The 22,247-nt window shown below is 71.6% G+C and carries 17 protein-coding genes; 3 read left to right on the top strand and 14 right to left on the bottom strand.

Going from position 1 to position 22,247, the window contains the following annotated elements:
- Nucleotides 1-4: 4 nt before the first annotated feature.
- On the bottom strand, nt 5-3,538 hold the full coding sequence (locus tag ACQPZX_RS10645) for an NACHT domain-containing protein (protein ID WP_433377863.1): 3,534 nt from the start codon (nt 3,536-3,538) through the stop codon (nt 5-7).
- Between the two features lie 86 nt (nt 3,539-3,624).
- Between ACQPZX_RS10645 and ACQPZX_RS10640 the strand changes: the two genes are divergently transcribed.
- Nucleotides 3,625-9,033: an AAA family ATPase gene (locus ACQPZX_RS10640; protein WP_433377860.1), complete on the top strand. Its 5,409-nt coding sequence runs from the start codon at nt 3,625-3,627 to the stop codon at nt 9,031-9,033.
- Nucleotides 9,034-9,068: 35 nt separating this feature from the next.
- Entirely contained in the window at nt 9,069-9,764 is a 696-nt protein-coding gene (locus ACQPZX_RS10635; RefSeq protein WP_433377857.1) for a histidine phosphatase family protein, read from the top strand.
- A 422-nt stretch (nt 9,765-10,186) separates the two neighbouring features.
- Here the strand turns inward: ACQPZX_RS10635 and ACQPZX_RS10630 are convergent, their stop codons facing one another.
- The 9 genes from ACQPZX_RS10630 to ACQPZX_RS10590 are packed head-to-tail and all read right to left on the bottom strand — an operon-like array spanning nt 10,187 to nt 17,521.
- Complete coding sequence (locus tag ACQPZX_RS10630; protein ID WP_433377854.1) at nt 10,187-10,942, bottom strand: maleylpyruvate isomerase family mycothiol-dependent enzyme; 756 nt, start codon at nt 10,940-10,942, stop codon at nt 10,187-10,189.
- A 36-nt stretch (nt 10,943-10,978) separates the two neighbouring features.
- On the bottom strand, nt 10,979-11,479 hold the full coding sequence (locus tag ACQPZX_RS10625) for a metal-sulfur cluster assembly factor (RefSeq protein WP_433377851.1): 501 nt from the start codon (nt 11,477-11,479) through the stop codon (nt 10,979-10,981).
- A complete protein-coding gene (gene sufU, locus ACQPZX_RS10620) occupies nt 11,476-11,931 on the bottom strand; it encodes a Fe-S cluster assembly sulfur transfer protein SufU (RefSeq protein WP_433377848.1) in 456 nt (151 codons plus the stop codon). Before sufU ends, ACQPZX_RS10625 begins: the two co-directional genes overlap by 4 nt.
- Nucleotides 11,928-13,157, bottom strand: a complete 1,230-nt coding sequence (locus tag ACQPZX_RS10615) for a cysteine desulfurase (RefSeq protein WP_433377845.1) — start codon at nt 13,155-13,157, stop codon at nt 11,928-11,930. Before ACQPZX_RS10615 ends, sufU begins: the two co-directional genes overlap by 4 nt.
- A 2-nt stretch (nt 13,158-13,159) precedes the next feature.
- A complete protein-coding gene (sufC, locus tag ACQPZX_RS10610) occupies nt 13,160-13,921 on the bottom strand; it encodes a Fe-S cluster assembly ATPase SufC (RefSeq protein WP_433377843.1) in 762 nt (253 codons plus the stop codon).
- The gene (locus ACQPZX_RS10605) at nt 13,918-14,250 is read right to left on the bottom strand and encodes a non-heme iron oxygenase ferredoxin subunit (protein ID WP_433377840.1); all 333 of its coding nucleotides are present in this window, start codon (nt 14,248-14,250) and stop codon (nt 13,918-13,920) included. The genes sufC and ACQPZX_RS10605 overlap by 4 nt, the downstream gene beginning before the upstream one ends.
- On the bottom strand, nt 14,247-15,374 hold the full coding sequence (gene sufD / locus ACQPZX_RS10600) for a Fe-S cluster assembly protein SufD (RefSeq protein ID WP_433377837.1): 1,128 nt from the start codon (nt 15,372-15,374) through the stop codon (nt 14,247-14,249). Before sufD ends, ACQPZX_RS10605 begins: the two co-directional genes overlap by 4 nt.
- 3 nt (nt 15,375-15,377) lie before the next feature.
- Complete coding sequence (gene sufB, locus ACQPZX_RS10595; RefSeq protein WP_433377834.1) at nt 15,378-16,799, bottom strand: Fe-S cluster assembly protein SufB; 1,422 nt, start codon at nt 16,797-16,799, stop codon at nt 15,378-15,380.
- Nucleotides 16,796-17,521 (bottom strand): helix-turn-helix transcriptional regulator, encoded by a 726-nt coding sequence (locus tag ACQPZX_RS10590; protein ID WP_433377831.1) that lies wholly within the window; start codon nt 17,519-17,521, stop codon nt 16,796-16,798. The genes sufB and ACQPZX_RS10590 overlap by 4 nt, the downstream gene beginning before the upstream one ends.
- A gap of 140 nt (nt 17,522-17,661) precedes the next feature.
- Between ACQPZX_RS10590 and ACQPZX_RS10585 the strand changes: the two genes are divergently transcribed.
- A complete protein-coding gene (locus ACQPZX_RS10585) occupies nt 17,662-18,585 on the top strand; it encodes a COX15/CtaA family protein (protein ID WP_433385176.1) in 924 nt (307 codons plus the stop codon).
- On the opposite strand, the gene ACQPZX_RS10580 is transcribed toward ACQPZX_RS10585, so the two are convergent.
- From ACQPZX_RS10580 to ACQPZX_RS10565, 4 genes are all read right to left on the bottom strand, one after another.
- Nucleotides 18,528-18,653, bottom strand: coding sequence for a hypothetical protein (locus ACQPZX_RS10580; protein WP_433377828.1), 126 nt, complete (start codon nt 18,651-18,653; stop codon nt 18,528-18,530). The genes ACQPZX_RS10585 and ACQPZX_RS10580 overlap by 58 nt on opposite strands.
- A 1,297-nt stretch (nt 18,654-19,950) precedes the next feature.
- Nucleotides 19,951-20,859: an ATP-grasp domain-containing protein gene (locus ACQPZX_RS10575; protein ID WP_433385173.1), complete on the bottom strand. Its 909-nt coding sequence runs from the start codon at nt 20,857-20,859 to the stop codon at nt 19,951-19,953.
- A gap of 2 nt (nt 20,860-20,861) precedes the next feature.
- Nucleotides 20,862-21,155: a hypothetical protein gene (locus ACQPZX_RS10570; RefSeq protein WP_203729124.1), complete on the bottom strand. Its 294-nt coding sequence runs from the start codon at nt 21,153-21,155 to the stop codon at nt 20,862-20,864.
- Between the two features lie 183 nt (nt 21,156-21,338).
- The gene (locus ACQPZX_RS10565; protein ID WP_433377825.1) at nt 21,339-22,202 is read right to left on the bottom strand and encodes a heme o synthase; all 864 of its coding nucleotides are present in this window, start codon (nt 22,200-22,202) and stop codon (nt 21,339-21,341) included.
- Between the last annotated feature and the right edge of the window lie 45 nt (nt 22,203-22,247).

Below are 22,247 nucleotides of genomic sequence, written 5' to 3'. Positions count from 1 at the left end.
CGAATTACGGGTTGCCGATCAGCCAGTTGCCGATGCGCTGGTCCACGTAGGCCAGCACGGTCTCGATGTCGCCGACCATGTCGGGCATCCGGGCCAGCGCCACCAGCGAGGCGTGCAGCTGACCGGATCCGGCGGCCAGCCAGCTGTACTCGTCGAAGAGCGCGTTGAGGTCGGCAAGCCAGCGCTCGTTGGTCGTGCGCAGGCTGGCCAGCCGCACCCGGAACGCCTCCAGCTCGCCGCGCATCTCGTCGGCGCCGGCGACCACGCGGGTGCGGCCGAGCTTGCCGAGCACCTCGGGCGTGCGCCGGCGGCGTTCGAGCAGCGCGACGGCGCGCGCGGAGGCGATGATCGCGCCCGGCCGGTCGGTCAGCGAGCCCCAGCCGTCGGTGACCACCTTGAGGACGCTTCCGGCCAGCCACGCGGCGTTCGGGTCGTCGCGCTCGGCCCGGTCGAGCACCGCCGTCGCCGTGCGCAGCCACTCGTCAGGCGAGGCCGCGGTCAGCCCGCCGAGCACGTCGACCGCGATCTCGGTCGGGCAGTCGTGGTGGCCGGCGAGGGTGCGCAGCAGCGTGTCCGCGTACGCGATCTGCATCTCCGGCTCCCAGCCGGGGAACTCGGCCGCGATCCGCACGCAGCGCCGATACGTCTCGGCGACGTCGGCTGCCCCGGCGGGGCCCGGATTCTCCGCGCCGTCCGCAGGACCAGGCGCCGGTGGAGGCACTGCCGCCGGCAGCAGCCAGACCGCCATCAGCGCCCGCGCCGCCGACGGCGTGCTCTCCGGCCACCAGGAGGCGAACATCGTGGTGGTCGGCCCGAGCCGGGAGTCGAGCAGCGGCTCGACCGTGTGCCACATCAGCTCGTTGTTCATGCAGCCCTGGAAGAAGACCCGCCGGCGCCGGACCTCCTCGATCTCGTGCTGGTCGGCGAACGCGACCCGGCCCCGCTCGGACTCCGGCCGTTTGTACAGCCAGTGCGGATCGACCGGGGGCACGGCGAAGGTCCCGTCGTCGAGGGTCAGGCGCACGTCGCGGCCGCCCGGACCGGTGCAGCGCTCGACCGCGAGGGTCTGCACCAGCGTGCCCCACCCGTCGTTGCTGAGCTGCCCGTGCCAGAGCATCGCGTGGTCGTGCCACTGCCGGAACGGCTCGTAGTGGGCCGGCTCCGCGAGCTCCCCGAAACGTATTTCGCCCGACGTCACGACCACGAGAAGCATCAAATTCGCCGTGTACGCGGCGAAGCGCGCGGCCACCGTCTTGCCGGGCGCCGGCCGGTAGGCGGAGGCGGGCCAGTCCCCGCTGCGCTCGCACTGCCGGAACATCCGGATCAGCACGTCGGTCCAGCGTTCCCGCTCCCCCAACGGCATCCGGGACGCCATCTCGGCGAAGAACTGCACGATCGGCGCCCGGGTGGTGAGCGTCTGCACGGACAGCAGGTCGGAGAGCAGGTTGTCCCCGGTCATCGGCCGGGCCGCCACGGTCACCGCGTCGCGGGCGACCGCCTCGGCCAGCAATTGCCAGGTGAAGCGGGCGACCAGGTACTCGCCGAAGGTGCTGTGCAAAAACTCGTACGCCCGCCTGGTCGCGCCACCACGGACGGCCTGGGCCCGATGCACGAAGAAGAAACGTCCGAAGATCAGCTCTTGCTCGGTGAGCGCGTCGGCGCTCACCGCCGGTGTGCGGCCGGGCGCCGGATCACCCAGCGTGGCCCTCAGATCGTTACCCACCGCTTCCTCGGTGACCCATTGGGCCGAGCGGTTCAGCATCGCGAAGGCGACCACGGCGAGCCGTGTCAGCTCCTGCTCGGCGAGCGTGTCCAGGGCCCGCGGCGAGAGGTTCGTGAAGGCCTTGCCGACCTCGCGGCGCGCGAACCCGATCACCAGTTGCTCGTAGAGCTCGCCGGTCGTCAGCGGGCCACCCGGGTCGCGCCGCAGGGCGTTCCCGTCGCTGTCGTAGAGGGCGAGCATCAGCAGCAGCAACGGCTGGGCGGCCAGGTCGCGGTGCGCGAGCACGTCGTCGACGGCCAGGTGGGCGGTGTTCACCTCGTTCCACGCGTCCACCCAGCCGCGGATCCGCGGCTCGTCGAAGGGCTGCAGCCGCAGCAGCATCGTCTCGGAGGGCAGGATGGCGCGGTCGGCGACGCTGGTCCGGCTCGTCACGACCACCGCGGCGGCCCGGCCCTGCTCCCGCTCACGCTGCTGGAACTCGGCCGCCTTCTGCAGGAAGTCGCTCTGGCTGACCCCGGTGGCCTGCAGCAACTCGTCGAAACCATCAAAAATGATCACGGGTACGGCGTCGATCGAGCGCGCGAGCACCGGCCACGTCGTCTCCTCGGTGGTGGCGGCCAGCACCGCCTGCTCGATCTGCTGCTGCAGGGGCAGCGAGCTGTCCACGTCGCGCAGCGGCACCCGGATCGGCAGGAACCTGGTGGTGGAGAGCCGGGCCGCGAGAATGCGGGTGAGCACCGACTTGCCGGCGCCGGGTTGGGCGAGCACCAGCATCGGCGCGCGCAGCGCCCGGGGGCTGCCGAGATAGCCGGCCAGGAAGCGGTCGATGTCGTGACGCACGCCGGCGTTGCGCCAGAACGCCTCGTCCACCGGCGAGGCGTCGGTGCGCTCGGCGACTTGGAAGGCGGGCGGGATGTAGCCACGGTCCAGAGTGGGCACGTCGAGGCCGTCCGGCAGGTCGATCGACTCGACGATGCGGTGCTCGAGCATCGCGGCGTGGGCGCGCTGGAGAGCCTTGGCCACGCCCTCGGCCTCGTTCTCGGCGGCGGCCTCGCGCAGCAGCCGTTCCAGCTCGCGCAGCGACGGCTCGAGGGCGTCGAGGCGGCCCTCGATCGCGTTGCGGTGGCGGTGGTCGATCCACAGGGCCATGTCGGGGCAGTCGGCCATGAGGTTGAGCAGCATCTCGTCGTACCGTTGCCGCGCCCGCCGGCCGCCGGCGTGGATGTCGCGGAGCAGGATGTTCCGCTCGCCCTCGCTGAGCTCGTCGAACGGGGCCAGGCCGGCGAGGAAGCGGCCCAGGTCGGCGGTGAGCCGGTCGTAGAAGTGGTCGAGGCCGGCCAGGTACCGCTCGTTCGGCACGTGCGGCTCGGGCAGCGGGACCCCGGCCCGCAGCGCCGCCGAGGTGAGGTCGCGGGCGCCGTCGGCGCCCTGGCCGGCAACGCGCAGCTGATCCTGCCGCGTGGCTCCGCCGACTGATAGTCCAGGCTTGGGTAGAGGCACAGCCCAGGAGAGGTCGACGTCGGCGATCGCGTCGAAATACGCGGCGATCACGATGACGGTGTGCGCGGCGGCGAGGCGGTCGGTGCGGTCGCGGCGGCCGGAGCCGACCATCGCGCGGGTCGCGGTGGTGACCAGCTCGCCGGAGAGGCGCGCCAGCTCGGTGCGCAGGTCGAGCAGGGCGAGCAGCTGCGGCGCGGCGACGGCGGCGCCCGCCAGCAATCCGCCGGTCATCGTGTTGACGCGCTGGTAGACCGCCGATTCCGGGCCACCGCCGAGGATGCGTACCGCGTCCGCGTAACTGATCGTCCTAGCCACGCCACCGATTGTCGCATCCCGCATTCATATTTACCGATGTCAGGCATAAACGGAATGATCATCATATAAGTGGCAGGATCCGTTTTATGGGCGAGGAGTTGCTGTACCGTGGCGAGCGGACACAGGTCTCCCGTCAGAGCGCACCCGACGGCGACGGCACGGTGGTGTGCAAGCGCGCCCTCGGCGCCGGCGCGATCCGCCGCGTCGAGCACGAGCGGTCGATCCTGCGGCATCTGGCCGGGATCCCCGGAGTTCCCGCGCTCGCCGCACAGCAGCTTCGCCAGGTCCTCGTGCTGATCGACATCGAGAGCGAGCCCACCGGGACCCGCCTGCCGCTCGGCCGCCTCGTCGAGGTCGCCCGGTCGCTCGCCGCCACCGTGGCCGCCATCCACCGGGCCGGCGTGCTGCACCGCGACATCACCCCCGGCAACCTGATCGTGCCCGGCGCCGGGACGCCGCTGCTCGTCGACTACGACCTCGCCCTGCCCGACCCGGCCGCGCGGACCGGCTCGGCGCCGCCCGGCGAGCCGATCGGCACCCTGGGCTACCTGCCGCCGGAGCAAACCGGCCGCTTGCGGCTCCCGATCGACCGCCGCTCCGACCTGTACGGCGTCGGCGCCACCCTGTACGCCCTGGCCACCGGCCACGCCCCGTTCCCCGGCAACGACCCGCTCGACCTGATCCGCGACACGCTCGTCCGGGTGCCGGCGCCGCCCGCCCGGCTCCCCCACCACCTCTGCGCGATCGTCATGCGTCTGCTCGAGAAGGACCCCGACCAGCGCTACCAGAGCGCCGAGGCCCTCGTGCACGACCTGAGCCGCTTCGACGCCGGCCCGGACGCCGGCTGGCGTCTCGGCGAGCGCGACTTCCCGGCCGTGCTCTCCGGCCCGGTCCACCTGGTCGGCCGCGCCGCCGAGCTGCGGCTGCTGACCTCGGCCCTCGACCGGGCGCGCGGCGGCGGCCCGGCCGTGCTCGTCTCCGGCCCGCCCGGCGTCGGTAAGAGCGCGCTGGTCGCGGCCCTGCGCGCGGTCGTCACCGACCGCGGCGGCTGGTTCGCCACCGGCAAGTACGACCAGTTCCGCACGGGCACCGGCAGCGGCGGCATCCGGCGGGCGCTGACCCACCTGGCCGGCCAGCTGCTCGCCGAGCCCGAGCCGGAGCTGGCCGGGCACCGGCAGCGGCTGGTCGCCGCGCTCGGCCCCAACGCGGCCACCGTCGCCGCCGCGATCCCCGACATGGGCACCCTGCTGGGACCGGTCGGGGAGGCCGTGTCGGACGAGCCGGGCGCCGCGCCCGGCCGGCTCAGCGCCGCGATCGCCGGGCTGCTGCGGGCCGTCGCCGCCCACCATCCGGTCGTTCTCGCCATCGACGACCTCCAGTGGGCCAGCAGCGCCTCGCTGCGCATCCTCGACGGCGTCATCTCCTGCGGGCCGATACCCGGGCTGCTTATCGTCGCCACCTACCGCGACCAGGAGGTCGACGAGAATCATCCGCTGGCGCCGCTGGCCGCCCGATGGGATCGGGACGGCGAGACGGGGCCGCCGATCCGGCTCGGCGGGCTCGGCGTGGACGGGCTCGCCGAGCTGCTCGGCACCGTGCTGCGCATCCCGCCACGGGAGGCGGCCGGGCTGGCGGAGCTGATCCGGGCGGCCAGCGACGGCAACCCGTACGCGTCGATCGAGCTGCTCAACGCCCTGCGCGCGGACGGCCTGCTCGAGCTGGCCGGGGACGGCTGGCGGTGGGACGCCGATGCCGTACGCGGTTTCGTCGCCCGCCACCGCGTGCCCGAGCTGCTCGCCGGCCGCCTCGAGCAGCTGCCCGAGCCGACCCGCCTGGCGCTCACCGCGCTGGCCTGCCTCGGCGGCGACACCCGGCCCGGCCTGCTCGCGGACGGCCTGCGCATGCCCGAGCGCACGCTCGTCGAGCACCTCGCGCCCGCCGTGGCCGCCCGGATGATCACCATCGACCGGGCGGGGTGGCCGTCCGCGGCGGTCCGGTTCCGGCACGACCTGATCCTGCGGACGGCCCACGACGGGGTCGCCGACGACGACCGCGACCGGCTGCAGATCGACCTGGCCCGCCGGCTCGCCACCCGCGACGACAGCCGGCAGGAGGCCGCCGAGCAGTACCTGGCGGTCGCCGACAAGATCGACGCGCCCCGGGAGCGGCGGGTCGCGGCCGTGCTGCTGCACGAGGCCGGCCGGCGCGCCGCCCAGCTGACCAACTATTCCGTGGCCGAGGAGCTGATGGCCTGCGCCGACCGGCTGGCGGCCGCGGGCATGGCGGACAGCCGGATCCGCGACGCGATCGCGGTCGACCGGCACGCCGCGCTGTACTGCCTCGGCCGGCTCGGCGACGCCGACGACGTGTACCGCTACCTGCGCGACCGCGAGCCGGACACGCTGACGCTGGCCGGCGCGACCGTGGTGCAGATCAACAGCCTCGCCCAGCGCGGCTCCAACGCCGCCGCCGCCGAGCTCGGCCTCGGTGTGCTGCGCCGCCTCGGCATCGTCCCGCCGCGCGACCTGAGCCACTCCGTCGAGACCCGCCTCGACGACCTCTACCAGTGGGTCCTCGACCTCCTCGCCGAGCCGGCCGCCGACCGGCGCGAGGCCACCGACCCCTGGATCATCGCGGCCGGCCGGCTGATCAACCGGCTGCTCGCCCCGGCCTTCCAGCAGGACCCGCTGCTGCACGCCTGGCTCGTGCTCGAGGCACAGGAGCTCTGGGTACGCCACGGCGTGTGCGCCCCGTTCGTCGGCACCCTGGGCGCCGGCATCGCGGTCACCATCGACCAGCGCGGCGACTACCACACCGGCTACCTGCTGACCCGGCACGTGGTCGCCGTCGGCCGGGAACGCGGGTACCAGGCGGAGACGGCCGTGGCCCGCTACATGCACTTGTGCCTGGCCGCGCCCTGGTTCGAGCCGATCGAGGACGTCGCCGAGGCCGCCCTGGAGGCCCGCGAGGACCTGGTGTCGGCCGGGGACATGCAGGTGGCGGGCCTGCTCTCGATCCGCCTGCTCGCCATGCTGCTGGACACCGCCGAGACCCTGGACGAGGTCGCCGACGAACTGGCCGGGTTCCTCGCGTTCGGCGAGCGCACCGGCGGCAACTACTCGGTCCTCATGATGATCGGCTACCGGCAGCTGATCCGTGCCCTGCAGGGCCGCACGTCCGCACCCGGCTCCTTCGCCTCGCCGGATTTCGAGGAGACCGAATACGACAAGGCCGCCAACGCGTTCGGGCCCAGCCGCGGTACCTACCACACCAATCGGGCCCTATGCGCCCTGATCTTCGGGGACGACGCGGAACTCGACGAGCACTCCGCCGCCGCCCTGGCGAGCAGCCGCTCGCTGCGCGGATTCCCGGTGTCGATCGTGGCCTGGCTGAGCCGGGCCATCAGCCTCGCCCGGCGGCCGGGCGCCACCGCCCAGTTCGCCGAGGCCCGTGACTGGCTGTCCCGCCGGGCCACCGACTGTCCCCGCAACTTCCGCCCGCTGCTGCGCCTGGTCGACGCGGAACGGGCCTGGACGCTCGGCGACCGGGTCACCGCCGCCCGCGAGTTCGACGCGGCGCTCGGCGAGGTCTCCGGGCGCCCGTGGCATCACGCGCTGCTCGCCGAGCGGGCCGGGCTCTTCCATGTGACCGAGGGCCTCGAACACGCCGGGCGGATCCTGCTGGGCGAGGCCCGCGACGCCTACCGCCGCTGGGGCGCCGAAGCCAAGGTGACCGCGCTCGAAGCGGCCCACCCCTTCCTTCGAACCACCGCCGCCGCGCCCGCGGACCCGGTCGTGGGCAACCGCATCGACCTGATGGCCGTCCTGCGGGCCTCCCAGGCGCTCAGCTCGGAGACCACCGTCGCCGGCCTGCAGGCCCGGGTCGGGGACCTGCTCAGCGCGATGACCGGCGCGACCGACGTGCATCTGGTCCTGCAGCATCAGGAGACCATCCATTGGTACGCCGCGACGGGCGGCCGCGCCGCGCCCGTGGCCGACCCCTCGGCCGAGGCTTTACCGCTTGCCGCCATCCGTTACGTGCTGCGCACCCAGGAGCCGCTGCTCGTCCCCGACGCCACCCGCGACGACCGGTTCGCCCGCGACCCGTACCTGGCCGGCCTGGACGCGTGCGCCCTGCTGGTCGTGCCGGTGCCCAGCCACAACGTCGCCCGGGCCGTGCTGGTGCTGGAGAACCGCCGCCAGCGCGACGTCTTCTCCACCGACCGCCTCGAGACGGTCCGCCTGATCGCCGGGCAGCTCGCCGTGTCGCTGGACAACGCGCTGCTGCACGACTCGCTGGAGTCCGCGGTGAAGGCCCGTACGGCCGACCTGGCCGCCACCAACCGCCGCCTCGCCGACAGCGAGCGCCGCCTGCGGTCCCACTTCGAGCACGCCGCCGTCGGCCAGGTCATCCACGGCACCGACGACCGCATCGAGGACGCGAACCCCGCCTTCCTCACGATGATCGGCACGTCCCTGGCGCAGCTGGCCGGCACGAAGCTCACCGACCTGTTCGCCACCTCCGACCGGGAGACCCACCGCCGGGAGCTGGGCGAGGTCATCTCGGACCGCCTGCCGCTGATCAGCCGGGAGCTGAGCCTGCGCTGCGCCGACGGGTCGCGCCTGGCGGCGCACGTGACCGCTTCCGCCGTACGCGACGCCGACGGCAACCCCGATCACCTGGTCAGCATCTTCCAGGACATCAGCGCCCGCCGCGAGGCCGAGGCCGCCCGCGACGAGGCCCACCTGCAGCTGGCCGAGCGCAACCGCGACCTGGAGGCCGCCAACCAGCTCAAGTCCGACCTGATCGGCATGCTCGGCCACGAGATCAACAACCCGCTGGCAATGATCCTCGGGTACGTGGACCTGGCACTCACCGAGGACGATGTCCCCGACCCGGTCCAGGAGCTGATCACCAACATCCACCGCAGCGCCAGGCGCCTCGACACGATCGTCCACGAGGTGCTGGCCCTGGTCAGCATCGACGCCGGCCGCCTCACGGCCCTTCCCCGGCCGATCCGGGTGGCCGACCACATCGCCGCGGCGCTCTCCGCGACCGCCACCACCGGCGTGGCGGTGACCTGCCCGCGCGAGCTGGTGGCGGCGATGCAACCCGGCCACTTCGACCACATCCTGACCAACTTGATCAGCAACGCCGCCAAGTACGGCGGCGGCGCCACCGCCATCGTGGCCACCATGGCCGGCCACGATCACGCGACGATCGAGGTCCACGACGAGGGCCCCGGCGTGCCCGCCGACTTCCGCTCCCGCCTCTTCGACCGCTTCGCCCGCGCCGACCGCACCGCCGGCAGCGTCTCGGGCACCGGGCTGGGCCTCTACATCGTCCGCGAGCTGGCGAAAGCCAACGGCGGCGACGTCTGCTACCGGCCCGCGCCCACCCGGGGCTCCGTCTTCGTGCTGACCATCCCGCTGTCCCCCGCCGACGGCCCCGGCCACCAGTCCGCCCTGCACGCCGCGGCCACCGCCCCCGGCTGACGCGCTTTGGCGGGCGTGCCGGATACGGTGGGACCGTGCGGGTGGTAGCGGAATTGATCCTGGTGCGGCACGGGCAGAGTCTTGCCAATGTGGCCTTCCCGGCGGCGGACGCGAAAGGCCTCCTCGAGGCGGAGGTGAGCGGCCGCGACGCCGAGGTCCCGCTCACCGACTTCGGCGAGGCGCAGGCCGCCGCGGTCGGCGGCTGGCTGGCGGCCCTGCCCGCCGAGCAGCTGCCGCAGGTCGTCATCACGTCGCCCTACTGGCGGGCCCGCGAGACGTGGCGCATAGCCGCCGAGTCCTCGGGTTTGGACCTGCCCGCCCCCAAGACCGACGACCGCCTGGTCGACCGTCTGCTGGGCGACCTGGAGATGCTCACCCGAGCGGCCGTGGCCGACCGCTTCCCCGGCGAGGCGGCTCGCCGCGCCGAGGCCGGCGAGTACCGCTACGCCCCACCCGGCGGCGAGTCCTTCGCCGACGTGGAGGCCCGCTTGGCCGCCTTCCTGGCCGACCTGAACCGAGACCACGCCGGCGACCGCGTGGTGGTGGTCGCCCACGACGCCGTGGTCCTGATGATGCGCGCCGTCATCCAGCAGCTCACCTGGGATCAGGTGATAGCCATGGAACGCGCCGAGGGCACGGTCCGCAACGCCTCCATCTCGCAATTCCTGGCCCACGAGGACCACCTGGAACTGGCCCGTTACAACTCCGTGGAACACCTCCCGAGCGTCTGACCGCAGACACGCGGCCCTGCCCACAACGACGCCCCACGCATCGCGGGCGCGGCCCCGGGGCGGCGCCAGCGCGCGGCCGCGGCCCCAGCGTGGCCCCCGGCGGTGGACGCGGCGCCACCGCGGCCCGGGCGGCGCCAGCGCGGGCCGGCGCGAGCGCGGGCGGGCGCGAGCGGGCCCGAGCGCGGGCGGGCGCGAGCGCGGGCCGGCGAGCGCGGGCGGGCGCGAGCGCGGGCCGGCGGCCGCGGGCCGGCGGGCGCGGGGCCAGCGCAGCCCCAGCGGCGAGGCCGGCGCGGCGGGACGCGGCGCCAGCGCGGGCCAGCCCGGGCCAGCGCGGGCGAGCGCGGCCCCAAAGCAGCACGGGCGCGAGGGCCAGCGCGGCGCGAGGGCCAGCGCGGGCGGACGCGGCGCAGGGCGGGCGCGGGCTACTCCGTGGCGGACCAGGAGCGTAGGGCGGTGAAGACCTCGCGGTCGCCGTCGATGCGGACGCCGTCGGCGGGGATGCGCTTGTATAGGGCCAGGACCAGGTCGCTGGCCGGGCCGTGGACGGTCGTCACCGGGTCGCCGCTCGCCGCTGGGGCGAAGTCGACGCCGGTGGGAGACAGGTCGACCAGCCACGCCGGGCCCTCGGTGGCGGTGAAAGCCACGCGAGCGGGGCGGTGCGGCCAGGCGCCCAGGCAGGACATGCCGACGGTGAGGAACTCGGCGACGCCGTCGACGGCGACCGCGGCGGGGAGCGGGTCGGGCTTGCCCGCGGACTCCTGCGCGTCGTAGGCGTGGACGGCCGCCTCCTGCACCTGGTGGCGGGCGATCGCGCCGGCGGTCATGGGGGCGCCGGAGGCCTCCCACCACGTCCACGCGGGGCGGTCGGGGCCGGCGGCGCGCAGCGCGTCGAGCAGCAGGCTGGTCGACTCGGCCGACCAGGTGAGCAGATCACCCCGGGGCTCCATGTCGCCGCGCTGCTCGGTGCTCGGCGGGCCGGACGTGTCGGCCAGCCTCGTGGTGACGGCCCAGAAACGCTGGACCGTGCCCAGGTGATAGATGAGGTCGTCGAGCGACCAGTCGGGGCAACCGGGCACCCGAACCTCGAACGACGACGCGGCCGCGGCGGCGGAGCGCAACGCCGCGGACCGGTCGTCGATCAGGGTCAGAAGGTCATCGAAGGGAGGCGTCTGCGTCATGCCCCGGTTTTATCAGCGGGGTACGACAGATTCGGCTCAGACGTTGAAGCCCAGCGCCCGCAGCTGCTCGCGGCCGTCCTCGGTGATCTTGTCGGGGCCCCACGGCGGCAGCCACACCCAGTTGATCCGGAAGTCGCTGACCAGGCCGCCGCCCGGGCCGGTGGTGAGCGCCGACCGGGTCTGGTCCTCGATCACGTCGGTGAGCGGGCAGGCCGCCGAGGTCAGCGTCATGTCGAGGGTGACCACGTTGTCGTCGTCCACGAACGTGCCGTAGACCAGGCCGAGGTCGACCACGTTGATCCCGAGCTCGGGGTCGACGACGTCCTTCATCGCCTCCTCGATGTCCGAGATCGAGGCCTTCGAGACGGGCGCCGAAGAGGCGGCCGCCGGGGAGGAGGCCGCCGGGGAGGAGGCGGCGTTGAGGTCGACGTCGGGCGCCTCGGAGGGCGTCCCGGTGGCGGACGCGGCGGCCCGCTCCTCGGCGAGCCAGGCCGGCGTCTGCTCGGTCGCGGCGTCGGTAACGGAATTGTCGGTCATGCCTTCACCTCCGGGCTCACGCCCACGTCAACTCCGGCGCGCGCCGCAGCGTCCTTGAAAGCCATCCACGGCAGCAGCGCGCACTTGACCCGGGCCGGGAACTTCGCCACCCCGGCGAACGCCACCGCGTCGCCGAGCACGTCCTCGTCCGGCTCGACCTGCCCGCGTCCCTGCATCAGCTCGACGAACGCCTCGTGCACGGCGGCGATCTCGGCCGGCGAGTGGTCGACGAGCAATTCGTGCAGCACCGAAGCGGAGGCTTGCGAGATCGAGCATCCCAGCCCGTCATATGAAATGTCCGAAAAGTCAGACAAAACCCGTACGGTGATCTCGTCACCGCAGGTCGGGTTCACGTGATGAGCTTCCCCGTCGAAGGGGTCACGCAATCCTCGCCCGTGCGGATGCTTGTAGTGGTCGAGGATGATCTCCTGGTACAGCGCGTCGAGCATCATCCGAACACCTTCCGCACCTGGTCGAGGCCCCGGGCCAGAGCGTCGATCTCCTCGGTGGTCGTGTAGAGGTAGAACGACGCCCGGGTCATGGCCGGCACCCCGAAACGGGCGCACGTCGGCTTCGCACAGTGATGTCCCACGCGTACCTCAACACCGAGCGCGTCCAAGATCTGCCCGACGTCGTGCGGGTGCACCCCGTCCACCGCGAAGGAGAGCGTGCCGCCTCGCCCTTCGGGCGTCGCCGGCCCGAAGATGCGGACGCCAGGAACATCGGTCAGGGTCTTCAGCGCGTACGCGGTGATGTCCTGCTCGTGCTGGTGGATCGCCTCCATGCCCAGCCCGGTCAGGTAGTCCACGGCCGCGCCGAGCCCGATCGCCTCGGCGATCGGCGGCGTCCCCGCCTCGAACCGGGCCGGCGGGGCGGCGTAGGTCGTCCCCGCCATCGTCACCGTCTCGATCATCGAGCCGCCACCGAGGAACGGCGGCATCTTGGCGAGCAGCTCGAACCGCCCCCAGAGCACGCCGATGCCGGTCGGCCCGAGCATCTTGTGCCCGGTGAACGCGATGAAGTCGGCACCGAGCCCGCGCACGTCGACCGGCAGGTGCGGCACCGACTGCGAGCAGTCGAGCGCCACCAGCGCGCCGACCTGATGGGCCCGCGCGACGATCCCGGACACGTCGTTGATCGTGCCCAGCGTGTTGGACATGTGCACGACGGAGACGAGCTTGGTGCGCTCGTTGATCAAATCGTCCAGGGAAGAAAGATCAAACCGGCCGTCGTCGGTGATGCCGAACCAGCGCAGCGTCGCGCCCGTGCGCTCGGCCAGCAGCTGCCACGGGACGATGTTGGAGTGATGCTCCATCTCGGAGATCACGATCTCGTCGCCCGGCTTGAGCGCCAGCATCTGCCCGGCCGAGTGCGCTATCAGGTTCAGCGACTCGGTCGAGTTCTTCGTGAAGACGATCTCGTCGGGAGTGCCGGCGTTGATGAAGGCCGCGACCTTCGCGCGGGCCTCCTCGTACGCCGTCGTGGCCTCGGTGCCGAGCGTGTGCACCGAGCGGGACACGTTGCCGTTGTGCCGCTCGTTGTGCACGCGCATGACCTCGAGCACCTGGCGTGGTTTCTGCGAGGTGTTCGCGCTGTCCAGGTAGACCAGCGGGTGCCCGTTGATCTCTCGGGAAAAGATCGGGAAGTCCGCCCGGATCCGGGCCACGTCGAAAGCCATGATCAGGCCCGCGCCGCCACGTAGCGCTCGTAACCCTCGGCTTCCAGCTGCTCGGCCAGCTCCGGGCCACCCTCCTGGACGATCTTGCCGGCGACGAAGACGTGCACGAAGTCCGGCTTGATGTAGCGCAGGATCCGGGTGTAGTGGGTGATCAGCAGCAGGCCGGTCTCGCCGGTCTCGCGCACCCGGTTCACGCCCTCGCTGACGATGCGCAGCGCGTCGATGTCGAGGCCGGAGTCGGTCTCGTCGAGGATCGCCATCCGCGGCTTGAGCAGCTCGAGCTGCATGATCTCGTGGCGCTTCTTCTCACCGCCGGAGAAGCCCTCGTTGACGTTGCGCTGGGCGAACGCCGGGTCCATCTGCAGCTTCTCCATCGCCGAGCGCAGCTCGCCGGCCCAGGTACGCAGCTTCGGCGCCTCGCCGTCGATCGCGGTCTTCGCGGTGCGCAGGAAGTTCGCCACCGACACGCCGGGAACCTCGACCGGGTACTGCATGGCCAGGAACAGGCCCGCGCGGGCGCGCTCGTCCACGGTCATCGCCAGCACGTCGTCGCCGTCCAGCGTCACCGTGCCGCCGGTGATCTGGTATTTCGGGTGGCCCGCGATCGAGTAGGCCAGCGTCGACTTGCCGGAGCCGTTCGGACCCATGATCGCGTGGGTCTCGCCCGACTTCACGGTGAGGTCGACCCCGGCGAGGATCGGCTTGAGGTCGCCCTCGGGCAACTTCACCGACACCTGCAGGTCGCGGATCTCCAGGGTGCTCACGGCATTACTCCATTACTCGGCTCGGTCGAAACGTAGATGTCGCCGTCGCGGATCTCGACGGGGAAAACGGCCACCGGCTCGGTGGCGGGCAGGCCGGTCGGCGCGCCCGTCTTCAGGTCGAACCGGGAACCATGCAGCCAGCACTCCAGCGTGCAACCGTCCACCTCACCCTCGGAGAGGGCGACCGCGGCGTGCGAGCACTCATCGCGTACGGCATAGAAGTTGTCGTCATCGGCATGCACCACCGCGACGTCGACGCCGGAGATCTCCACCGAGATCGCCGAGCCCTTGGCGACGTCGGCGGTAGCGCCGACCAGCTCGAAACTCACGCGCCGACCTCGGCCAGCCGCGCCTCGATGGCGTCGCCCAGGCGCTCGCGCAGCTCCTCGACCGGAATCTTGTTGATCAGCTCGATGAAGAAGCCCCGCACGACCAGCTTGCGCGCCTCGCGCTCGGGAATGCCGCGCGCCATCAGGTAGAACAGCTGCTCGTCGTCGAAGCGGCCGGTCGCGCTCGCGTGCCCGGCCCCGACGATCTCGCCGGTCTCGATCTCCAGGTTCGGCACCGAGTGGGCGATCGCGCCGTCGGTCAAAATCAAGTTCCGATTGATCTCGTACGTGTCGGTGCCGGTCGCCGCGGCGCGGATCAGCACGTCGCCGACCCACACGGTCTTCGTCGACGCGCCCTGCAGCGCCCCGCGGTAGCCCACGTAGCTGCGGCAATCCGGCACGGCGTGGTCGACCAGCTGCCGGTGCTCGAAATGCTGGCCGGTGTCGGCGAAGTAGAGACCCCACAGCTCGGCGTCGCCACCGCGGCCGGCGTACTCGACGCTGGTGTACTGGCGGACCAGATCGCCGCCGAGTGCCACCTGCACGTGCTGGACCCGGGCGTCCTTGCCGACCCGGAACTTCACGTGCTGGGCCTGCACCGCGCCGGCGTCCCACTCGGCCAGGGTCACGAACGTCAGCTGCGCGCTGTCACCGAGGACGACCTCGATGTTGTCGGCGAGGAACGCCGTACCCGTCTGCTCCAGAACGACGGTGACCTTGGCGAACGCACCCACCTTGACCACGGTCCTGGCCGCGGCGGCATCGCCGCCCTTGCCCACCACACGCACGACGACGGCCTCGTCCGGCGACGTCTCGGGCGCGACCTCGATCAGCGTGACGCCGTCGGCCGAGCCGTAGGCCAGCGCGCTGATCCGGTCGAACGGGGTCAGCACCGCCTCGGCCTCGTCGACGTGCTTCACCGCGACGCCGGCCGGCAGCTCACCATGCTCGACGGCCGGCGCGACACCGGTCAGCTTCGACGCGGTGACCAGCTCGCCGAGCCGCTTGAGCGGGGTGAAGCGCCACTCCTCCTCCAGCCCGTTCAGGGCCGGGAAGTCGGCGACGTCGAAGGAGCGCAGCACCTGCGACTTGGTGCTGGGCGGGGCAAAAGTTTCCGTGGTCATGGTTTAACCGACAGCGCCTTCCATCTGGAGCTCGATAAGACGGTTCAGTTCGAGGGCGTACTCCATCGGCAGCTCCTTGGCGATCGGCTCGATGAAGCCACGCACGATCATGGCCATCGCCTCGTCCTCGGTGAGGCCGCGGCTCATCAGGTAGAAGAGCTGGTCCTCGCTGACCTTGGAGACCGTCGCCTCGTGCCCCATCGCCACGTCGTCCTCGCGGATGTCGACGTAAGGGTAGGTGTCCGAGCGGGAGATGGTGTCGACAAGAAGTGCGTCGCACTTGACCGTGCTCTTGGAGTGCGAGGAACCCTCCATGACCTGCACGAGGCCGCGGTACGACGTGCGGCCGCCGCCCCGGGCGATCGACTTCGAGACGATCGTCGAGGACGTGTACGGCGCGGCGTGCACCATCTTGGCGCCGGCGTCCTGGTGCTGGCCCTCGCCGGCCATCGCGACGCTGAGCACCTCGCCCTTGGCGTGCGGGCCGGTCATGTAGACCGCCGGGTACTTCATCGTCACCTTGGAGCCGATGTTGCCGTCGATCCACTCCATGGTCGCGCCCTCCTCGCAGGTGGCGCGCTTGGTGACCAGGTTGTAGACGTTGTTCGACCAGTTCTGGATGGTCGTGTACCGGCAGCGGGCGTTCTTCTTCACGATGATCTCGACGACCGCCGAGTGCAGCGAGTCAGAGGAGTAGATCGGCGCGGTGCAGCCCTCGACATAGTGCACGTAGGCACCCTCGTCGACGATGATCAGGGTCCGCTCGAACTGGCCCATGTTCTCCGTGTTGATCCGGAAGTAGGCCTGCAGCGGGATCTCGACGTGGACGCCCTTGGGCACGTAGATGAAGGAGCCACCGGACCACACGCTCGTGTTCAGCGCGGCGAACTTGTTGTCGCCGACCGGGATCACGGTGCCGAAGTACTCCTTGAAGATGTCCTCGTGCTCCTTCAGAGCCGTGTCGGTGTCGAGGAAGATGACACCCTGCTCCTCGAGGTCGTCACGGATCTTGTGGTAGACCACCTCGGACTCGTACTGCGCGGCGACACCCGCGACGAGGCGCTGCTTCTCCGCCTCGGGGATGCCCAGCCGGTCGTACGTGGCCTTGATGTCCTCGGGCAGGTCGTCCCACGACGCCGCCTGCTTCTCGGTCGAGCGCACGAAGTACTTGATGTTCTGGAAGTCGATCCCGGTGAGGTCGGCGCCCCACGACGGCATCGGCTTGCGGTCGAACAGCCGCAGGCCCTTGAGCCGGAGGTTGAGCATCCACTCCGGCTCGTTCTTCTTCGAAGAGATGTCGCGCACCACAGCCTCGGACAGTCCGCGCTGAGCCGCGGCGCCCGCGACGTCGGCGTCGGCCCAGCCGTACTCGTACTTGCCCAGGGCGGCGAGGTGCTCTTCCTGAGTGACGATCTGGTCGGTCATGTATCTGTCCTAACCGTGGTAGTTCCGGTTACACGTTTTGGTGACGGAATGTGCGTGGTGCACACTCCGTCGCCGTGCGCGATGGTGGCGAGACGCTGCACGTGGGTGCCGATGAGGCGGGAGATGACCTCGGTCTCGGCGTCGCACAGCTGAGGAAACTCGGCAGCCACGTGGGCCACCGGACAGGAGTGCTGGCACAGCTGCCCACCGGACGCGATCGTGGTCGCGCTGGCAGCGTAGCCCTCGGCGGTCAGCGCCTCGGCGAGCGCCTCCGCCCTCTTGATCGGATCGTCGCCGGCCTCGCACATCGCCTGCCGGCACCGCTCCTCGAGGGCGGCGACCTGGGACGCGGCGAACTCGCTGACCGCCTCCGGCCCGCTGCGCTGCGCAATCCAGCGCAGGGCCGCGGTGGCGATGCCGTCGTAGTGGTGCGGGTTGAGATCCTCGCGGGCGGCCGCGGTGAGCGCGAACGCCTTCGCCGGGCGGCCCCGCCCGCGCGGCCCCTGGTGGCGGACCTCACGGGTCTCGACCAGCCGGTCGGCGAGCATCGCGTCCAGGTGCTTGCGGATCGCCGCGGGCGACAGCCCCAGCTCGGCGCCCAGCTCGGCGGCGGTGGCCGCGCCACGCTCGAGCAACAATTGGGCGACCCGGTCACGGGTGCGACCGTCCGACGCGCTGGCAGACGCCACCGCACCGCTCCGGATCAGCACCTCGTTTTTCACTACGGCAACGTTACGTATTTCCGCCGGAGGCTGCAAACCGCCTGCTCGGTGATCCAGGCCACCGGGTGTCCCGTCCGTTGGAAAACCTGCCGGAACAGCTGCGTACGATGCCAGAGGTGAAGCTTCCCGCGCTGCGTCCGATGGCCCTCGCGTCCCTCATCGCGAACATCGGGCTGGTCGTCACTGGTGCGGCGGTTCGGCTGACCGATTCGGGTCTCGGCTGCCCCACCTGGCCCAAATGCACCGACGCGTCCTACACGACGACGTCGGCGATGGGCGTGCACGGCGTCATCGAGTTCGGCAACCGCCTGCTCGGCATCGCGCTGTTCGTGGTCGCGCTGGCCTGCTTCATCTCGGCGTGGACGCAGCGGCCCCGCCGGCGCCGCCAGGTGCGGCTGAGCCTGCTGGTGCTGCTGGGGATCCCCGGGCAGGGCGTGGTGGGCGGCATCACGGTGCTCACCAACCTCAACCCGTGGGTGGTCGGCCTTCACTTCCTGCTGTCGATGGCGCTGATCGCCGCCGCGTACGCGTTGTGGAAGTCGACGGACGAGGGCGATGGTTTGCCTGTCTTCCTCGTCCCCACCCCCCTCCGCCACCTCACCACCGTCATGGCTGTCGTCAGCGCAGCCGTCATCGTCCTGGGCGTGGTCGTCACCGGCAGCGGCCCCCACTCCGGCGACAACGGCGCCAAGCGCAACGGCCTGGACCCCGCCGCCGTCGCCCAGGCCCACGCCGACCTGGTATTCCTGCTGGTGGGCCTCACCGTGGCCCTGTGGTTCGCGTTCCGCGCCGTGCACGCCCCACGAGCCGCCAAGGCCGCCCTCACCCTGCTGATCATCGAGCTGTCCCAGGGCCTGATCGGCTTCGTGCAGTACTTCACCCACCTCCCGGTCGCCCTGGTCGCCGCCCACATGCTCGGCGCCAGCCTGGTCTGGGCCGGCACGGTCGCCGTCCTCCTGGCGATCCGCGACCGCCCCGACCTCCCCGCCGCCGACCCCGCCTCGCCTCAGGCCGACGAGCCCACCACCTCCCGATACCAGTCGAAGGCCGGCTCGCGCTCGTAGTCGCCGGTGACCAGCCCGAGCGCGCCCACCGCCTCCCCACCACCGGCGTCCGCGTCGCGCAGGATCACCCGAGCATGGCCTCCAGCGACGCGACCTGATCACGCCCCGGCAGGCTCGGCGACCCGCTCTCCGCAGCGCATGGGCGGCACAGGTCGGGCGCCACGCCGAGCGCGACCCCCAGCGCGGCACAGCTCGCGGGCGCCACGCCGAACGCGACCTCCTACGCAGCGCGGACGGGCGGGCTGGGATGCCATGGCCCGCGTCCCGGGTGGGCGCCCAGCGTGCGGCCCGTTCCGCCGTGAGAGTGCCCAAGCTCGACGCCTGTGGCGCGCTCGGCCGCATCGCCGCGGCGGGCGATCTTGATGACTTGCCGCTTGGGGCTGACGGCAAGTCATCAACGCCGCAGCGGCAGCCAGCTGCTGCGCCCGATAAATCGTGAAAAAGTAGGCTCCGGCACGCCACGATTCCCGGAAAATGGATCGCTCGACCGCTGTGTGGGACGGACCGCAGCGATGTGGGACGGCCGGCCAACATCCGGAGCTGCGGCCGGTATTTGAGATGGGTCGGCAGGGCGTGGGTGCCGGCCCGCTCACGCTTCTGCGTTCGTCGACCGTGCGGTCTCCGGCCGCAACGGTTCGCGCGATCCCGGAGACCACCGCCGCGCGCCGTCGATGCGCCAGCCGGGCTCGGTCGAGCAGCTCGCCGCGGGGCGGTCGGCGGCCGCCCAGGGAGACAAGGGGGCGGCCGCCTTGATCGCGAAGTGTCGTGGCTTTTGTTGGGGTCACCTCCGTTCTGGAACCGCTGCGGCCGGAGAGGGAGCCTGGGTTCCGGGGGTCGGCCGGGTGGCCGGGCCGGCGGCGTCCGATCGCACCTGGCGGAACGCCATGGCGGGTGGTGCGGAAGGGGCGCCGGACGAAAGGCGTGGGAAGCGCACGCCTCGTCCGCGGCCGGCCGCCGGCCCGGCGCCGGCGAGCCTCAGACGAGAGGCCGCCGGGCGGTCGGGGAACGACCGCGGGTGCGCTGCGGCGATCTCGGGCGGTGGGTGACCGGTGGGGACTTCGGTCTCAAGGAGAGGCTGCCGTGTTGCATGGGGACAGCGTGCCGCGCGGGGACGATCGAGGAAGAAGAGATTTGTGGCCTGTGGACGACACGCCCGGTCGTCCACAGGGGGCGTGCGATCAGATGCACGTCGGCGGGTTTTGCTCCTTCGAACGGTGCCCGGCGGGGAACGGTCGGGGCGCGGGGGCGATCAAGGCCTCGGGGAAGGCGCCGGGCCGCGCGACAACCGGGGACGGCCGGACGACGTGTGACGGCGGGTGCCCCGGTGGGCGGCGCGGGACGCGCCGTCCCCGTACGTGTCAGGGGTTAAAGAAGGGTGACCACGACGTCGGCCAGGCGTTCCGCGGCTTCCGGGGCCGTCAGGAAGAACAGGGACGGCTCGGTGAGCTCCAGCTCGAGCAGGACCGGAGCGCCATCGGGGCCGGGGATCAGGTCGACCCGGGCGTAGAGCAGGCTCGCCTGGTCGAAGGGGATCGCGGCCAGGACCTGGGTGGCGACGGCCAGCTCGGCGGCGGACGGTTGCCGGGCGCTGATCTCCTCGCTGCCGGGGTCGATCTTGCCCTCGTCGGGGCCGGTGAGCATCGGGCCCTTGCGCGCGGCGTGGCTGAACGTCAGGCGGCCGCTGGTGTCGCGGAAGAACATCAGCGCGGTCTCGCCGGCGGTGTCCACGGCGGTCAGGTACGGCTGGATCATCGCGGTGCGGCCCGCGGAGAGCAGGCGCTGGACGTGTCCGGTGGCCAGAGAGGACTGCGCGGGAAGGGTGTAGCGGCCGGTGTCCTGGCTGCCCGCGCTGATGGTGGGCTTGACGACCCATTCCCCTGAGGCCGGTGGGGTCCATGTGCCGCCCGGGGCCACATAGGTCGTCGGGGTCACCGGGACGCCGGTGGACGCCAGATCGTGCAGATAGCGCTTGTCGGTGTTCCACACCAGGACGTCGGCGGGGTTGAGCAGCCGCGGGACGCGCCGCGCCCAGTCCAGGAAGGCGTCGCGGCGCGGGACGTAGTCCCAGGGTGAGCGGAGGATCGCCAGGTCGTAGGCGGTCCAGTCGGCTTCCGGGTCGTCCCAGCGGACGGCTTCCACGTCGAGGTGCCTTGCGCGCAGCGCGTCGCGCAGGGGGAAGTCGTCGTCCCAGAGCTCCGGGAAGAGGTCGCAGGTAACGAGGGCGACCCGGGAGGCCGGCTCCCGGGTCGCGTGGGTAGTGGTGGACGTGGGCAAGATCAGCGGGCCATGCTCCGGCGCGACATGGAGCGCCACAGGTCGTTGCTGGGACGCATCTGGTCGAGGAGCTCGCGCTCCCACTCGTTCTCCACCTCGACGCCGGCGCTCTCGCATGCCTGCCGGGCGATGTCGGTGCCGTCGGCGAACTGGTCGGACCACTCGCCGTCCTGGCCGACGAGGACGATGCGGGCACCACGCTTGCCGACGTACTCGATGACCGCTTTGGCGCCACCGTGACCGGCGGCGAAAGACTTGATCCCCGCGGTCAGTGTCGTATCGGAACCTTGAGCCATGACGGGCAGCCTAAGCAGTTGAGACGCGGGAGCAAGCACCGTCAGTGCCATTTTGTGATGCCTATTACCTGCGGGTTTACTTCGAGAGGCCATTGGTATGAGCCAATTGCGCCCGAATTGCCCTCATCAACGGGTTTCCATCGATGGGGTGATCGGCCGTAACCCCAAACTCGGACATAACGCTCAGACGAGCGCGTCCACCGCGACCGCGATGAACAGGATCGTGAGGTACGTGATGCTCCAGTGGAACAGGCGCATCGGCTTGGCCGGCTCGCCCTTGCGCGTCCGCTGGACCAGCAGGAACGCCTCGCCGAGGAACAAAGCACCCGTGATGATGGCGGTGACGCCGTAGATGGGGCCCAGGCCGAGCGGCCACGCGGCCAGCGAGGCGACCACGGTGAGCACGGTGTAGAGCGCGATCTCGCCGTTGACCCGGGCCATCGAGCGCACGACCGGCAGCATCGGGATGCCGGCGCGGGCGTAGTCGTCCTTGTACTTGATGGCGAGCGCGTAGAAGTGCGGCATCTGCCAAAAGAAAACAACCGCGAAAAGCGCCCATCCCAGGGCGGACACCGAGCCGGTCACCGCGGCCCAGCCGATGATCACCGGAGCCGCGCCGCAGACGCCGCCCCAGAACGTGTTGGCCGGGGTACGACGCTTGAGCCACAGTGTGTAGACGACGTCGTAGTAGAAGATCGCGCCCGCGGTGAGCGCGGTGGCGAGCCAGTTGGTGAAGACCGCCATCAGCGCGACCGAGATCACCGCAAGTGTCAGGCCGAAGATCAGCACCGCACGCGGGGTGACGCTGTGCGCCGGCAGCGGCCGCCGCTTGGTCCGCCGCATGAGCTCGTCGATGTCGCGGTCGATATAGCAGTTGAGCGCGCTCGCCGCGCCGCCCGCGAGGGCGCCGCCGATCAGGACGGCGGCGAGAGTGCGCAGGTCGGGCCACCCGCCGGCGGCGAGCATGAGGGCCGGAACCGTGGTGACCAGGAGCAGTTCGACGATCTGCGGCTTGGTCAGCGCGAGGTACGCGCGGAAGACCGCCATCAGCCGCTTTTTGGTCAGCCCAGCGCGACGGGTGGCGACAGGAGG

Source organism: Actinoplanes sp. CA-142083, from assembly GCF_050942195.1.
Classification (GTDB): Bacteria; Actinomycetota; Actinomycetes; order Mycobacteriales; family Micromonosporaceae; genus Actinoplanes.
This window is presented reverse-complemented; position numbering and strand designations above follow the sequence as displayed.

Excerpts from the sequence above, each read along its gene's own strand:
- ACQPZX_RS10615 (WP_433377845.1), bottom strand. The coding sequence starts at position 13,157 with ATGGCTTTCGACGTGGCCCGGATCCGGGCGGACTTCCCGATCTTTTCC.
- ACQPZX_RS10640 (WP_433377860.1), top strand. The coding sequence starts at position 3,625 with ATGGGCGAGGAGTTGCTGTACCGTGGCGAGCGGACACAGGTCTCCCGT.
- ACQPZX_RS10625 (WP_433377851.1), bottom strand. The coding sequence starts at position 11,479 with ATGACCGACAATTCCGTTACCGACGCCGCGACCGAGCAGACGCCGGCC.
- sufD (WP_433377837.1), bottom strand. The coding sequence starts at position 15,374 with ATGACCACGGAAACTTTTGCCCCGCCCAGCACCAAGTCGCAGGTGCTG.
- ACQPZX_RS10630 (WP_433377854.1), bottom strand. The coding sequence starts at position 10,942 with ATGACGCAGACGCCTCCCTTCGATGACCTTCTGACCCTGATCGACGAC.
- sufB (WP_433377834.1), bottom strand. The coding sequence starts at position 16,799 with ATGACCGACCAGATCGTCACTCAGGAAGAGCACCTCGCCGCCCTGGGC.
- ACQPZX_RS10565 (WP_433377825.1), bottom strand. The coding sequence starts at position 22,202 with ATGGCGGTCTTCCGCGCGTACCTCGCGCTGACCAAGCCGCAGATCGTC.
- ACQPZX_RS10570 (WP_203729124.1), bottom strand. The coding sequence starts at position 21,155 with ATGGCTCAAGGTTCCGATACGACACTGACCGCGGGGATCAAGTCTTTC.
- ACQPZX_RS10585 (WP_433385176.1), top strand. The coding sequence starts at position 17,662 with ATGGCCCTCGCGTCCCTCATCGCGAACATCGGGCTGGTCGTCACTGGT.
- sufU (WP_433377848.1), bottom strand. The coding sequence starts at position 11,931 with ATGATGCTCGACGCGCTGTACCAGGAGATCATCCTCGACCACTACAAG.